This window comes from Micromonospora lupini (assembly GCF_026342015.1).
Taxonomy (GTDB): Bacteria; Actinomycetota; Actinomycetes; order Mycobacteriales; family Micromonosporaceae; genus Micromonospora; species Micromonospora lupini_B.
The window spans coordinates 2074419-2089033 of sequence record NZ_JAPENL010000002.1 but is presented as its reverse complement, the minus strand read 5'-3'; the positions used below and the strand labels follow the sequence as shown (position 1 = coordinate 2089033).

Sequence of the window (14615 nt, the reverse complement as noted above, 5' to 3'; positions counted from 1 at the left end):
CATGTCGAGTGATGTCGTCGGCGTTCCGCGCCCCTCACGGGCCGGGCACGACAGGGCCCGGGCCCGGCATGCCAACCCACCTGTCGTTACGGCCCCACGTCGACGGCAAGGCCCGCGGCGGACTCAGTCGGGGCACAGCTCTCTGCCTTCGCCTGGAAGATCTCCCGCTCTTTGGCGTTGCGGGTGAGCGCGGCGGCTCGCACGTACTCCTGCCGGGACTCGGTCGTCCGGCCGAGCTTCGCCAGGAGGTCGGCGCGTACGGCGGGAAGCAGCGGGTACTGGTCCAGCGCCCCACTCGCCTGCACCCGGTCAGCAATGGCCAGTCCCTCGGCCGCTCCCTGGGCCATTCCGACCGCGACCGCCCGATTCAGCTCGGCAACAGGTGACGGCCACACGTGGGACAGCACCAGATAGAGTGCCGCGATTCGTGACCAGTCCGTCTCCTGCGTAGACCGGGCTCGGGCGTGACAGGCTGCGATTTCGGCCTGCAGCACGAACGGTCCGAGTACACCGCCGATCTCCTGCGCCCGTGCCAGGGCGGCGAGGCCGCGCCGGATCAGCAGGCGGTCCCAGCGGGTCCGGTCCTGGTCACCGAGCAGGATTGCCGCACCGGCTCCGTCGGTGCGCGCCCACGTCCGCGACGACTGGATTTCCATGAGCGCCACCAGCCCGTGCACCTCGGCCTGATCCGGCATCAGTCCGGCCAGCACCCGCCCCAGCCGCAACGCCTCCCGGCAGAGGTCGGGCCGCATCCAGTCCTGGCCGGCGGTCGCCGAGTATCCCTCGTTGAAGATCAGGTACAGGACTTCCAGGACCGAGGTGAGCCGCTGGGCGAGCTGATCCGGTGGCGGGAGTTCGAACGGCACCCGTTTGGCGGCCAGGGTGCGCTTGGCCCGCACGATCCGTTGACCAACAGTCGGTTCGGCGACGAGGAAGGCCCTGGCGATCTCCTCGGTGCTCAGCCCGCCCACCACGCGCAGGGTGAGCGCGGTACGCGCCTCCGTCGACAGCACCGGATGGCAGGAGATGAAGATCAGCCGCAGCAGGTCGTCGCCGACGTGGTCGTCCAACGCGTCGTCCACGGCCTCCTGCTCGTCGACCGGGACGATCTCCAGAGCCCGGCCAATTTCGGCGAGCTTCTCGCCGTACCGGATCCGCCGCCGGACCAGGTCGATCGCCCGGTGTTTGGCGGTGGCCATCAGCCATGGCCCGGGATCTCTCGGCACGCCCTGCTTCGGCCACTGTTCAAGCGCGATGACCAGGGTGTCCTGGGCGATCTCCTCGGCCAGGCCGACGTCTCGCACGATCCGGGTCAGCTTCGCGATGAGCTGAGCCGCCTCGATCCTCCAGACCGCCTCGACAACGCGATGTGGATCGGTAGCCGTCATGGCTACCGATCCAACCACCATCCAGGTGCTCGCCCGCTCATCCCTGCGGTGCGAAGTCCTCCGGCCCGAAGACCCGCGAGACCTCAGCCTCCCCCTCCCAGCCCTGCCACAGGTCACGGTGCAGCCGCATGAACCGGCCGGCCCACTCGACAGCTTCCTCCTTGGAGCGGACGTCGTACACCACGTAGCTGATCAGCTCCTTCGCCTCGGCGAAGGGACCGTCGACGACGTTGACCGCACCGGCGGTGACCGCGATCCGGGCGCTGTTCGCGGTGGGGGCGAGCCCACCCATGTCGAGCATCACGCCGGCGTTCGTCGCGTCCATACCGAGTTTCGCGATGGCCTCCATCAGTTCGGCGGGCGGCGGGCCGTCGGGCTGCGCTGCTTTGAGAATCACCAGATATCGCATTTCTTCTCCTCGTGATCTGTGCACTTCGGGTTGGCTCGGAACAAGTCTGGTTCGACTGTGCTGACGATCAGTGCCGCGACACGCGCCGGTAGCGATCGATCGCGACGGCTGCCTGCCAGCCCGAGATCAGCAGTACGGCAGCGGTGAAGGCGAGGAGGCTCCAGGCGGCGCCGGCACCCGCGGTCAGACCCAGGAAGGCGGCGCCGAACACCACGCCGACGCCCCGCGAGGACCTGGCCCAACCAGCGGCGCCCTCGGCGGCGAAGCGGCGGGCCAGCACGAAACACGCCGCGATCAGGCAACTGAACCCGACGGCTCCGGCAGCGAAATGACCGTAGCCGTGCCAACTGATCGTCCCGGGACCGTCCGGCGTGCCGACCGGGAAGCCCAACGCCGGGTCCGCGCGCAGCAGACCGGCCGCAATCAGGCTCACGCCGTACGCGCCGATGAGCCTCGGCGCCCAGCGCGCCCCGGGCCCACTCTCCAGTGCCCGACGCAGTCCGACCGCGAACACGATCGTCAGCAGGCCGCTCACCAGGAAGTTCGTGATGTGGATCCAACCTCGGTCACCGTTGCTGAGCATGCTCCACGCGTGTCGTGTCGGGTCGAATCCGGACCGGGTGAACACCTCGACCAGCGACACCGCGACGTACAACGGGCCGGCGATGACGCCGTACGCCAACAGGGACTTCGTGACCCTGACCGCCGGGTCGCAGGTCGTCACGGTCGACGCGGTGGTGGTCATCTGCTCGGTCATGATCGTTGCCCTTCGCGGCGGGCCGGCTTGTCCGGCCCTTCACCCAGTCCCTCGAACGACCAGACCCGACTTCGACAACCCACTCCAAGATTTTTTCGAGAGCGCGATGACCAGCCTCTGCCGTGTTCGGCGCAGGCTCGGTCACGGCGTTGTGTACAGCCCCGCAGCCGTCGTCGACCGGCTACGAGTGGGATGCACGGGCGGCGCGGCGACGCTCGGTGAGCCGTCGGGCCTTCACCGCATTGCCGCAGTCGGCCATGCGGCACCAACGGCGGGAACCGCTGCGACTCTTGTCGAGGAACAGCCAGCCACAGCCACCTTCGCGCAGCGGGCAGCGGCGCAACCGGGTCAGGTCGGCTGTCAGCATGACGTCGAGGGCGGCCTCGGCGATCCTGTCGGGCACCGTCATGGCCGGCACGGTGCCGTAGGCCAGACGTACGCGCGACGGGTCGAGCACCAGCCGCGCTCGGGCGGCCGCCCCGGACCAGCGCTGATGGAGTGCGACAAGCGCGGCGCCGGCCGCGACGGAGTCTCCCGTCGAAGCACCGTCGGCATCGGTGACCACCGCGAGCAGCACCAGATGAAGCGCTTCCCGGATGTCCCGCACAGCGGCCAGTCCCGCGTGCGCCGCCGCGGGCTCGTCGCGCCACGCCTGGTCGACCTGGTCGGCCTCCGCGTCGCCGAGCACGCCCACCCGGACCGACCAGCGCAGCAGGGCCGAGCTGTCGGACAGAAAGTCGTGCGGCGACGCGCCCCCTCGCTCGAGTGTGTTGACCAGATCGAGCGCGGGATGCCCGCCGACCAACGGAAGCTGGCACACGTCGAGCGGCATGCCGGCAACGCTACCACCCAAGCCGTCGATGGGGGTTGGTCGATAGCGCCGTCGAGGAGGCGCTTCACTCCCGGTTCACCTCGGTGTTTGGGCACGGCGAGGAATTCCCGATCGTCTATGCTACCGTCAAAACCCGATTAGCCGGAATCACATATGGAGGTAGGCGATGACGCACCAACGACGTGCGGTCTACGCACTCGCCGCGTTGTCCGCCGCCACCTTCTGTTACGTCACCACCGAGGTCCTCCCGATCGGGCTGCTCACGCTCATCGCGCCGGACCTGGGGCGTTCGAGGTCCGAGGCCGGTCTGCTGGTGACCGGATACGCCGTGGTGGTCATGATCGTGGCGCTCCCGCTGACCCGGGTCACTCGACGGGTGCCCCGGCGTCCGCTGCTCGCCGGCACCCTCGGTGTGTTCGTCGCGGCGACGACGGTGTCGGCCTTCGCAACCTCCTACGAGATGTTGCTCGCCGCCCGGCTGGTCTCCGCCACCACAAACGGTGTCTTCTGGGCGGTGGTGTTCCCCGTGGCGATCTCGATGTTCCCCGCGAACATCCGCGGTCGAATCGTGGCTCGCCTGTCGATCGGCAACGCTCTCGGGCCGGTCCTCGGCGTGCCGCTGAGCACCTGGTTGGGCGGTCAGGCCGGGTGGCGGGCAGCCTTCGTCGCGATGGCAATCCTCGGCTTCGTCATCTGCGTCGCAGTCGTCCTGCTCCTGCCGAGCGTCACACCGCGACAGAGTGCCGGCGACATCGGGTCGATGCCGGATCGACACCGCTTCGTCGTGCTCCTCGTCGCCACCGTCCTCGTCGTCACCGGCGCCATGGGCGCGTTCACCTACATGACGGTTTTCCTGCTCGACGTCAGCGGGTTCGCCGCAGCGTCCCTCGGCATGCTGCTCTTCGTCCAAGGCTCGTTCGGCGTCGTCGGCACCTGGGCGGTCGGCCGGATCCTGGACCGGTTTCCGCTCGGTGCCGTGCTGGGTCTGCTCGGGCTCATCACCGCCGCGATGCTCGGCATCTACGGGGTTGGCACAAACCAGGCACTGACGATTCCGTTGCTTGCCGTGGCGGGAATGTCGTTCAGCTCGCTGATCGCGGGAATCCAGCACCGCATCATGCAGGTGGCCCCGTCGACCACCGACCTGGCGTCGGCCAGTCTCAGCGTCGCGTTCAACTTCGGCCTCGCGGCCGGCTCGCTCATCGGTGCGGGCCTGCTGGCGACGGCCGGGGTGCGCGTCATCCCGTTGTTCGGAGGGCTGCTGACGGCCGGGGCGTTCGCGTTGCTCGCCTGCCACGAGCTGTCCCGCAGGAGACGGGGAGAGCACGAAGCTGCCGGTCGCGATCCCGAGCGACAGCCGGTCGGGCAACCCGCAGGTCACTCCTGAGTCCCTTGACCTGCGGCGCCACGGCGGGAACGCTGCGGCCCACGACACAGCGGCTGCGGCGCATCGGCCTGCTCACCCGTCAGGGCCGTCCCGTGCCGGCGGCCTGCCCGCTCGCCCGGGTCGCGGCGTCCTCCTGCGTCGCGGCCCAGGTGGCGAGCAGTTCCAGGCCGTCACCGGAGCTGGTGCCCGGCTCGGCGGAGTAGGTCAGGACCGTCAGGACGTCGTCGCCGGACAACTCCAGCACTTCGAAGGTCAGGTCCAGATCCCCGATGACCGGGTGCCGGAACCGCTTCGCGCCGTGGCGGTGCACGTACACGTCCTGGGCGGCCCACCAGGCGCGGAAGGGCTCGCTGCGCATCGACAGCTCACCGATCAGGTTCATCAGCGCCTGATCGTCCGGGTGCCGTGCGGCGGCGGTGCGCAGCGCGGCGACGGCGGAGCGGGCCACCTGCGGCCACTCCGGGTAGAACGCCTGCGCGTGCGGGTCCAGGAAGATGAACCGCATCGAGTTCACCGGCAGCGCCGCGTGCGCGGCGAACATGGGCGCGTAGAGGGCCCTGCCCAGCGAGTTCACGGCGAGGACGTCGAAACGGTGGTTACGCAGGAACGCCGGCACACCCATCGAGCGCAGGACTCGGCGGATCGCCGGCCGGATCTCGGGGGCCCTGTCGCGGCCGGCGCGGGCGCGGGCCGGCCGGGGACCGGCGGCACGGGCGAGATGGTGCAGGTGAGCGGTCTCGGTGTCGTCGAGCCGCAGCGCGCGAGCAATGGCGTCCAGGACGCTGTCGGACGCACCGGCGAGGTTGCCGCGCTCCAGGCGGGTGTAGTACTCGACGCTCACGCCGGCCAGCGCGGCGACCTCACCGCGGCGCAGCCCGGCGACGCGCCGGTTACCGTACGCGGGGATGCCTGCCTGCTCCGGACTGACCTTGGCCCGGCGGGAGGTGAGAAACGCCCGGACCTCACTGCGGTTGTCCATGTTTCCCAGGTTAGGCACCCCGTCCGGCAGGAGAGGGTCCCTGCCAGTACCCGTTTGAGCAGTGGCTCCCCGGAAACCTCACAGCGGTGTGTGCTTGAGGGGACGGTGTGGCGCTGACACCCACGCAGAACCACGACGCAGAACTGAAAGGAACGGCACCCCCCGCCACCTTCGACAGGCCGATCCCCGAAGCCTGATCCGCCCCGGGCCCGTTGCCCGCCTCGCCGGTCAGTGGGCCGTCCATTCGAACAACGACAGGGAGAACAGCATGCGCACGGTGCAGTTGGGCGAGCTTGAGGTTGCCCGCATCGGTCTGGGTGCGATGGGAATGTCGCACGGCTACAGCGGTGCCGGCAGCGACGATGCCGAGTCGATCCGCACCATCCACCGGGCTCTCGAACTGGGTGTCACCCTGATCGACACCGCGGAGATCTACGGCCCGTACGTCAACGAGGAGCTTGTCGGTCGCGCCCTGCAGGGCCGCCGCGACCAGGTAGTGCTCGCCACCAAGTTCGGCCTCGTCTCCCACGACGGTCGCGTCCCCGGGGGCCTGGACAGCAGCCCGGACAACATCCGCACGGCGGTCGAGGGCTCGCTGAAGCGTCTCGGCACCGACCACATCGACCTGTACTACCAGCACCGCGTCGACCCGAGCACCCCGATCGAGGACACCATGGGCGCCCTCGCGGCCCTGGTGCGGGAAGGCAAGATCCGCTACATCGGGCTGTCCGAGGCGTGGATCGACACCATACGACGCGCCCATGCCGTACACCCGGTCACCGCCCTGCAGTCCGAGTACTCGCTGTGGACCCGTGACCAGGAGCAACTCCTTCCCGTGCTGCGCGAGCTGGGGATCGGACTTGTGGCGTACTCCCCACTCGGACGTGGCTTCCTCACCGGTGCCCTACGGTCTCCGGCGGACGTCGAGCGCCTCGACGACAGCGACTTCCGGAAGAACCATCCGCGCTTCACCGGGGAGAACTTCAAGCGCAACCTGCGCATCGCCGACCAGGTCCAGGAGGTCGCCGACCAGGTGGGCGCGACCTCAGGACAGGTAGCCCTGGCCTGGCTGCTGACCCAGGGCGACGACATCGTCCCCATTCCCGGCACCAAGCGGGTGAGCCGCGTTGAGGAGAACGTCGCCGCGGACACCGTCACGCTGACGCCCGAACAGGTCGCCACCCTCACCGCGCTGCCCGTTGCGGAGGGCGGTCACCACACCGACGAGCAGATGCGGGTGATCGAGCGCTGACCGGCCCGGTCAACCCTGCCGCTGGCCCCGTGCCGTTCGCTCGTCAGGCCGGCCCGTCCGGTGCGTACCCCAGGCAAGGAAGCGGGCCCGGCGGGGAGGGCGATCCTCCGCGCCGGGCCCGCATCGGGTGGGGTCAGGCGGACGCGCAGATGGCCGCGGCCGGGCCGGTGCCGGTGCCCTGGAAGCCGAAGTTGGTCGACTGGCCGGCGCCTACCTGTCCGTTGTAGCTCACGTTGCTGAACCGGACGGTTCCGCTGGTGCCGCTGGCCTGGGCGCTCCACACGCCGGTGATCGCGCTGCCGCCGGGCAGCGTGATGGTCACGGTCCAGCCGTTGATGGCCGCGGAGCCGGCGGTGACAGTCACGCTCGCGGTGAATCCACCGTTCCACTGGTTGAGCACCACCGAGGCGGAACAGCCGTTACCGGTCGGCGGCGGCGTGGTGGGCGGAGCGGTGGTGGGCGGAGCGGTCGTCGGCGGAGCGGTCGTCGGCGGAGCGGTCGTCGGCGGCGCGGTCGTCGGCGGAGCCGTGGTCGGAGGCGCGGTCGTCGGCGGAGCGGTCGTCGGAGGCGCGGTCGTCGGCGGATTGGGCGCGCCGTTGGCCAGGCTGAAGGCCAGGTCGGGCTGGAACGAACCGGCAGTGAAGCGGCAGCCGTCCGCCTCCCCCGGCGGCTTCACCCAGAGGTACGCGTCGATGTTGGCGTCGCCGGTGTTGGTGGTCGGGTACGGGCCGATGCGCCTGTCAGAGTTGTCGTCTCCGCACCAGTCCCCGCTGGCGCCGCCGTTGCGGCTGGTGTCGATGACCTGGCGCTTGCCCGAGATGCCCATGCCGTTGAGGGAGGAGATGACGTTCCGGCCGAAGTTCGCCTCGTTCGAGGTGGAGTTGAAGTTCGACACGTTCGTGAAGAAGCCGTCGGCGTACTGCACGCCTGCCGCCCGAAGCCGATTGGCCGTCTCGCCTGCGCTGTTCCAGGTGGAGTGGCCGCCGTCGAGGTAGACCTTGGCGTTGGAGTTACCCGACTTGATGGTCCGGGTGGCAGTCGAGATCGCCTGGTTACGGGCGTTGAGCTCGCCGCTGCTCAGGCACGTCTGCAGGGCGAGGGAGTCGGTTTCCAGGATGATGATGACGGTCTGGTTGCCCAGCCCGCGGGCGAAGTTCGACACCCACGTCTGGTACTGGTTGAGGTCCGGCGCACCACCGGCGCTGGCTCCGCCGCAGTCCCGGTTGGGGATCTCGTACACCGACAGCACCGGGATCTGCTGCGCCGCGTTGGCGGCGCTGACGAATCCGGAGACCTCGGACTGCACAGTCGACGGGTTGAAGTTGGCGAACCAGCGTGCCTGCGGCTGGCTCGCGATCTTGTCGCGGATGACCGCGGCACGCGAGTCGCCGGGGTTGGCGGCGACCCAGCGGATGACCGCCGAGCTCGGGTCGCGATAGAGCGATCCGGACAGCGTGCCGGCGGAGGCGCTGCCGACGGCGAGGCAGACGCCGACGGCGGTGGCGCCCGCGACGGCGGCCACGCTTGTGGCCGCCGATCTGCGGCGGAGCGACGAGAGGATAGCCACGACGTGTTGCCTCCTGGTCACATTGACGTTTCCAAGTTTGTGGGAGCGTTCCCATGGACGGTAGCGGAGGCGCGCGTCGCTGCCAAGACGTGGAGACTTATCGATGAGCTAACGGGCCGCGTCGGGGTGTCGAGGCCGGCGCAGGGTCTGCGCGGTGCGCGGGGCTGATGTCGGGACCGGGGAAGCGATCCGCCCCGGCCCGGACCCGTCACACCGGGTCGGCGGCCCGCAGCCGTGGCCACCGCTGCTCCGTCCAGGCCCGCAACAACCACTCCATCGGCCCGTACCGGAACCTGGCCATCCACGCCCCGCTGACGGCGAGCTGCACACCGTAGATCGCGACCGCGACGAGTACGACCACCGGAGGGGCGACGGCGCCGGCGAGGCCCAGACCGACGCCCGTGAAGACCAGCACGCAGAGCAGCGACTGACCCAGGTAGTTCGACAGGGACATCCGGCCTGCCGGCGCGAGTACGGCCGCCACCCGCCGCCCCCGGTCGGTCTGGAAGAACTGGAGCAGGCTGGCCGCGTACGCGGCTGCGAGCAGAGGCGCGGTGAGGACGCCCACGGTCAGCCCGGTCAGGTTGGCGGTGCCCCCGCCCGAGGCGAAGACCACGGCGCCGGCCAGGCCGATCGGGTAGCCCAGCTGCTGCACCCGGCGCAGGAGCTGCCGGTTCCCGCCGACGTCGGTGAGCAGCCGACGACGCCCCGCCGCGTACCCGAAGAGGAAGGCCGAGAAGGCGAGCGGCCCCTGCACGAGGAGCGTGCCGACCATCGCCGGCAGTTGGCGTACGTGCTCGGCGATCAGCGAGCCGATTCCGCCCTGAAGCGCCTCGGTGGAGCGCTGCCCTTCGGCAAGCGCCGCCGCCGGGTCGGTGACCAGCTGGGTACCGCCGACTGCGGCGAGCGCGAGGACGAAGCCGATCCCGCCGGTCACCAGCACGGCGGCGCGCAGCGCGGTCCCGACACCGACTCCCCGCATGGCGAGCAGGACCAGACCGAGCAGTGCGTACGTCGTCAGGATGTCGCCCTGGAACAGCAGCACCGCGTGCAGGATGCCGAGCACGAAGAGGCCGACCAGTCGTCGCCGGAACCGTGGGGCGAAGTCGACGTCGCGCCGTGCGGCGGAATCGAGCTGGAGCGTGAAGCTGTAGCCGAACAGGAAGGAGAAGAGCAGGTACGCCTTCATCGCGAGGAGCAGCTCGACAAGCCACCGGACCGCCTGGTCGCCCCACGAGTCGTACGCGGGATCGGGAACCAGGTGGAAGGAGTGGCCGGAGGCGAAGAAGGCGATGTTGACGACCAGGATGAGGAGCAGCGCCACGGCACGCAGGGCGTCGACGTCGACGATCCGTGGTGGCGTGGCGGACGACGCTCGATTCCTGGCGGGCGGGTCTTCGAGGGAAGGATGCACGGGCCACCTCCGGAGCGACGGGAGTCGTGTCGAGGACTCTCCTTCGACGCTAGGAAGTGGGCCGTGGAGATGACAGCCAGTGAGCCTGAAGGCTGCCGGTGGGGCAGGCCCTACCCGGGCTCTCTCCGGACCGCAACCTGCCGGACACGGCATTGACATATTTCACTGTGCGATCTAGCGTCGGGCCGAATCGATTCGACGACCACCTGGTCGCGCGTGGGCGACGAGACCAGTGGCGAGAGCCTGTGGCGATGAGCCGGCCGGGCGCCGTGGCCACCTCGCGCCTTCCGGAGTTTCGTGCGCGGCGAGTGTGGCCGGCGGGGGCGACCAGGAGTGGCGTGCCGTGGCGGTGTGGGAGTCGCCGTGGACCCGTGTACCTGAATCAGTTCGTGCCGAGTGGCGGGAGCCCCATCATGACAAGACGTAGACCCATCCTTGGTTCACTCGCGACGGCGGCGGTTCTCGTCGCGACAGTGGGCGTGACGGCGCTGACCGGTGGTCTGCGCACCACCGCGTCGGCCGCGGACATGGCACCGGCCGCAGCGACCGCCGGGTGCGGCAAGGCGCCCACGTTGACGAGCGGTCAACGGTCCATCCAGAGCAGCGGCCAGAACCGTAGCTTCATCCTGCGGATCCCGGACAACTACGACCGGAACCATCCGTACCGGTTGATCTTCGGATTCCACTGGAACGGCGGCACGATGAACGACGTCGACGGCGGCGGATCCGACGGCGCGGCCTGGTCCTACTACGGGCTGCGGCAGCAGGCGAACAACAGCACCATTTTCGTCGCCCCCCAGGGCAACGGCAACGGCTGGGCCAACCCCGGCGGCCAGGACGTCACATTCGTCGACAACATGATCAGCCTGATCGAGGCGGACCTGTGTGTCGACACGACGCAGCTCTTCGCGCTCGGCTTCAGTTACGGCGGAGGCATGAGCTATTCACTTGCCTGCTCCCGGGCCGGTGTCTTCCGCGCCGTCGCCGTCTACTCCGGCGGGCAGCTCAGCGGGTGCGGCGGCGGCACCCAGCCGATCGCGTACATGGGCATCCACGGCATCGGGGACCCCGTGCTCAACATCTCGGCCGGGCGGTCCCTGCGGGACACGTTCGTACGGAACAACGGGTGCACCGCGCAGAGCCCGCCCGAGCCGCGAGCGGGCAGCCTGACCCACATCACCACCACCTACTCCGGCTGCCGGTCCGGCTATCCGGTGGTGTGGGCCGCCTTCGACGGCGGACACACCCCCGGCCCGGTGGACGGCGGTGGGGACAGCGGCGCCAGGACCTGGACCAAGGGCGAGGTGTGGAGGTTCTTCACCCAGTTCGGCAGCACCGACCCCACGCCGAGCCCGACAGTGTCGCCGACCGCGAGCCCGACCACCCCGCCCCCGGGTGGCACGTCGGCCCTGCGCAACGGGACCTCCGGCCGGTGCCTGGACGTCAACGGCGCCGCGCAGACCAATGGCACGGCGGCGATCATCTGGGACTGCCACGGCCAGAGCAACCAGAGCTGGACCTCGACCGCGGCCGGGGAGCTGCGCGTCTTCGGCGGCAAGTGCCTGGACGTCAACGGCGCCAGCACCGCGAACGGCAGCTCGGTGATCATTTGGGACTGCAACGGCCAGTCCAACCAGCGGTGGCGGTTCAACGCCGACGGCTCGATCACAGGCGTCGGTTCGGGCCGGTGCCTGGACGTGGTCGGCAACGGTACGGCCAACGGCACGCGCGTCCAGATCTGGGACTGCAACGGCGGGGCCAACCAACGATGGAGCCGAAGCTGAGACCGGCGGGACAACTGTAGGGATCTCCGCGGCACGCATCGGCGGCCGAGCCACCCGCTCGGCCGCCGCACCGCCGACAGACATTCATCGGATCTCTTTCTCATCTCCCGATGCGTCTGCCGCCGGAACTGACGGCATTGATCAACAAATGCCCCCTGGTGGGGCGTTGACCGCCGATCGATCCGGTGCCTAACATATGACGTCTCTGCATTAATGATCTTCGATAGGCGGCCCCTGCGGTACGGGCAACTCGACGTGCGCCGTACGACCTCGGGGTCGAACCTGCCTGGGGAGGCGAGCCAGATGTTCGACAGAGAGAGTCATCGGCGCAGCGCTGGCGAGGGCGGCCCACGCCGCCGGTCATGGCGGAGCACGTGGCGTCCACGTCGGTTGGCCGCTTCGGCGGCAGGGGCGGTGGTGCTTGCGGCAGCCGTGCTGACCGGGTTCGCCTCCCCCGCCCAGGCGGCGACCGCCATCACGATCAACGGCGGATCCGGCGGACGGGCGCTCGACGGGATCGGCGCGGTAAGTGGTGGTGGCGGCAACAGCAGGTTGCTTATCGACTACCCGGAACCCCAGCGCAGCGACATCCTGGACTACCTGTTCAAGCCCGGCCGCGGCGCCGCCATGCAGCTGCTGAAGACGGAGATCGGCGGGGACACCAACTCCACCTCCGGCGCGGAGCCCAGCCACGAACACACCCGGGGCAGCATCAACTGCAACCGGGGCTACGAGTGGTGGCTGATGGAGCAGGCGAGGTCGCGCAACGCCAACATCGCCCTGGCCGGCCTGGCCTGGGGAGCGCCGGGCTGGATCGGGAACCGCAACTTCTGGTCCACCGACTCGATCGACTACCTGGTGGCCTGGCTGGACTGCGCGGCCACCCACGGGCTGACCATCAACTACCTCGGCGGGTGGAACGAGAAGGGCTACAACGCCACCTGGTACAAGAACCTGCGCTCGGCCCTCAACTCCCACGGTTACAGCAGCGTGAAGATCGTCGCCTCGGACGACTTCGGCTGGGGCGCGGCGGACGAATCGCTGCGCGACCCGGCGTTCGCCAACGCCGTACAGGTCTTCGGCAGCCACTACGTCTGCGGTTACCGCAGCGCCCAGACCAGCTGCCCCAGCTCCGGCAACGCGGTGTCCACAGGCAAGCAGCTCTGGGCCAGCGAGAACGGCTCCGACGACTACAACGCCGGCGCGCAGGCCCTCGCCCGGGGCATCAACCGTGGCTACATCGACGGCAAGATGACCGGCTACATCAACTGGCCCGCCATCGCCGCGATCACCCCCAACATCCCCTGGGCCACCACTGGCGTGGCGGTGGCCCAGCAGCCCTGGTCCGGTGCCTACTCCATCGGCAAGAACACCTGGGTGATGGCGCAGACCACCCAGTTCACCGCCCCGGGCTGGCGCTACCTCGACTCCTCGAGCGGCTACCTCGGCGGCAACCGCAACAACGGCAGCTACGTCTCGCTGAAATCCACGAACAACAGCGACTACAGCACCATCATCGAGACGATTGACGCCGGCTCCGCGCAGACCCTCGACTTCACAGTCACCGGAGGGTTGTCCACAGGCGCCGTGCACGTCTGGTCGACGAACGTCCGGTCGAACAACACCGCCGACCACTTCGTCCGGGGCAGCGACATCACGCCGAGCGGCGGGCGCTTCTCGCTCACCGTCCAGCCCGGCTACGTCTACAGCATCACCACCACCACCGGCCAGGGTAAGAGCACGGCGACCAGCCCGGCCGCGGGCAACCTGCAACTGCCGTACAGCGACACCTTCGACAGCTACGCCGTCGGGCGCGAGGCGAAGTACCTGATGGACCAGCAGGGCTCGTTCGAGATCGCCGGCTGCGCGGCTGGTCGCGCTGGCCAGTGTGTACGCCAGATGTCGGAGCAGACGCCGATCTTCTGGACGTCTGGACAGGCCGAGCCGTACACCCTGTTGGGCGACCTGTCGTGGCGCAACTACACGGTCTCCTCGGACGTGCTGCTGGAGAAGTCGGGCTACGCGCAGCTCATCGGACGCGCCAACACGTACAACCACCAGGGGCCGCAGAACCTCAACGGCTACTACTTCCGGGTGACCGACGGTGGCGCGTGGTCCATCCGGAGCAACAACACAAGCGGCAACTGGCGCACGCTGGCCAGCGGAAACACCTCGGCGCTCGGCACCGGCCGCTGGCACAGTCTGTCGCTGACGCTCAACGGGAGCACGCTCAGCGCGTCCATCGACGGCAACACCGTCGGTACGGTCTCCGACTCGACCTGGGTCGCCGGCCAGATCGGGTACGGCACGGGTCAGGGAGTCACCGCCCAGTTCGACAACCTCAGCATCACGCCTGTCGGCAGCTCAGGGAATCCGGGTGCGACCACGGCGATCCGTGGCGCCGGCTCGAACCGGTGCCTGGACGTCAACGGCGCCAGCCAGGCCGACGGCTCGGTCGTGCAGATCTGGGACTGCAACAGCGGCGCCAACCAGCAGTGGACGCTGACCTCGAGCAACCAGCTGACCGTCTACGGCAACAAGTGCCTCGACGTGGCGGCTACCGCAGCGGGAAGCCGCGCGCGGATCGTGACCTGCAACGGCGGTGGTGGCCAGCAGTGGCGGGTCAACGCCGACGGCACGATCACCGGGGTCGCGTCGGGGCTCTGCCTGGACGTCAACGGTGCGGGCACCGCAAACGGCACCGCCGTCCAGATCTGGACCTGCACCGGTGGCAGCAACCAGCAGTGGATCCGCGGCTGACCGACTGACGTCCGCACGAGGACGCCTGCCCGATTCGAGACTGCCGGCCGCTCAGGTGAGCGGCCGGCAGTCGTCCGTCGGGCAGC

The 14615-nt window shown here is 69.4% G+C and carries 11 protein-coding genes; 4 read left to right on the top strand and 7 right to left on the bottom strand.

What is annotated here, in order from left to right; translation table 11 throughout:
• Positions 1 to 86: 86 nt before the first annotated feature.
• The 4 genes from OOJ91_RS24545 to OOJ91_RS24530 all read right to left on the bottom strand — a co-directional run bounded on the left by OOJ91_RS24545 (position 87) and on the right by OOJ91_RS24530 (position 3386).
• Positions 87 to 1388: an RNA polymerase sigma factor gene (locus OOJ91_RS24545; protein ID WP_266248527.1), complete on the bottom strand. Its 1302-nt coding sequence runs from the start codon at positions 1386 to 1388 to the stop codon at positions 87 to 89.
• A 37-nt stretch (positions 1389 to 1425) separates the two neighbouring features.
• Positions 1426 to 1797, bottom strand: coding sequence for a YciI family protein (locus OOJ91_RS24540; RefSeq protein ID WP_266248526.1), 372 nt, complete (start codon positions 1795 to 1797; stop codon positions 1426 to 1428).
• Positions 1798 to 1864: 67 nt separating this feature from the next.
• Positions 1865 to 2554 (bottom strand): DUF998 domain-containing protein, encoded by a 690-nt coding sequence (locus tag OOJ91_RS24535; protein ID WP_266248525.1) that lies wholly within the window; start codon positions 2552 to 2554, stop codon positions 1865 to 1867.
• Positions 2555 to 2735: 181 nt separating this feature from the next.
• A complete protein-coding gene (locus tag OOJ91_RS24530; RefSeq protein ID WP_266248523.1) occupies positions 2736 to 3386 on the bottom strand; it encodes a CGNR zinc finger domain-containing protein in 651 nt (216 codons plus the stop codon).
• A 166-nt stretch (positions 3387 to 3552) separates the two neighbouring features.
• Between OOJ91_RS24530 and OOJ91_RS24525 the strand changes: the two genes are divergently transcribed.
• A complete protein-coding gene (locus tag OOJ91_RS24525) occupies positions 3553 to 4773 on the top strand; it encodes an MFS transporter (protein WP_266248520.1) in 1221 nt (406 codons plus the stop codon).
• A 79-nt stretch (positions 4774 to 4852) separates the two neighbouring features.
• Here the strand turns inward: OOJ91_RS24525 and OOJ91_RS24520 are convergent, their stop codons facing one another.
• Entirely contained in the window at positions 4853 to 5752 is a 900-nt protein-coding gene (locus OOJ91_RS24520) for a helix-turn-helix transcriptional regulator (RefSeq protein ID WP_266248518.1), read from the bottom strand.
• Between the two features lie 268 nt (positions 5753 to 6020).
• Here OOJ91_RS24520 and OOJ91_RS24515 point away from each other — a divergent pair, with 268 nt between their 5' ends.
• Positions 6021 to 7004, top strand: coding sequence for an aldo/keto reductase (locus tag OOJ91_RS24515; RefSeq protein ID WP_266248516.1), 984 nt, complete (start codon positions 6021 to 6023; stop codon positions 7002 to 7004).
• Between the two features lie 133 nt (positions 7005 to 7137).
• Here the strand turns inward: OOJ91_RS24515 and OOJ91_RS24510 are convergent, their stop codons facing one another.
• Both OOJ91_RS24510 and OOJ91_RS24505 read right to left on the bottom strand, forming a co-directional pair.
• Positions 7138 to 8571 carry a glycoside hydrolase family 6 protein gene (locus OOJ91_RS24510; protein WP_266248514.1) on the bottom strand — a complete coding sequence of 478 codons (1434 nt, stop codon included), beginning with the start codon at positions 8569 to 8571 and terminating at the stop codon, positions 7138 to 7140.
• A 208-nt stretch (positions 8572 to 8779) separates the two neighbouring features.
• Positions 8780 to 9985, bottom strand: a complete 1206-nt coding sequence (locus OOJ91_RS24505; RefSeq protein WP_266248512.1) for a DUF418 domain-containing protein — start codon at positions 9983 to 9985, stop codon at positions 8780 to 8782.
• A gap of 413 nt (positions 9986 to 10398) precedes the next feature.
• On the opposite strand from OOJ91_RS24505, the gene OOJ91_RS24500 reads away from it, so the two are divergent.
• Together OOJ91_RS24500 and OOJ91_RS24495 are read left to right on the top strand one after the other, a co-directional pair.
• The gene (locus tag OOJ91_RS24500) at positions 10399 to 11769 is read left to right on the top strand and encodes a lectin (RefSeq protein WP_266248510.1); all 1371 of its coding nucleotides are present in this window, start codon (positions 10399 to 10401) and stop codon (positions 11767 to 11769) included.
• A gap of 303 nt (positions 11770 to 12072) precedes the next feature.
• Positions 12073 to 14529: a ricin-type beta-trefoil lectin domain protein gene (locus OOJ91_RS24495; protein ID WP_266248509.1), complete on the top strand. Its 2457-nt coding sequence runs from the start codon at positions 12073 to 12075 to the stop codon at positions 14527 to 14529.
• The last annotated feature ends 86 nt before the right edge of the window (positions 14530 to 14615 follow it).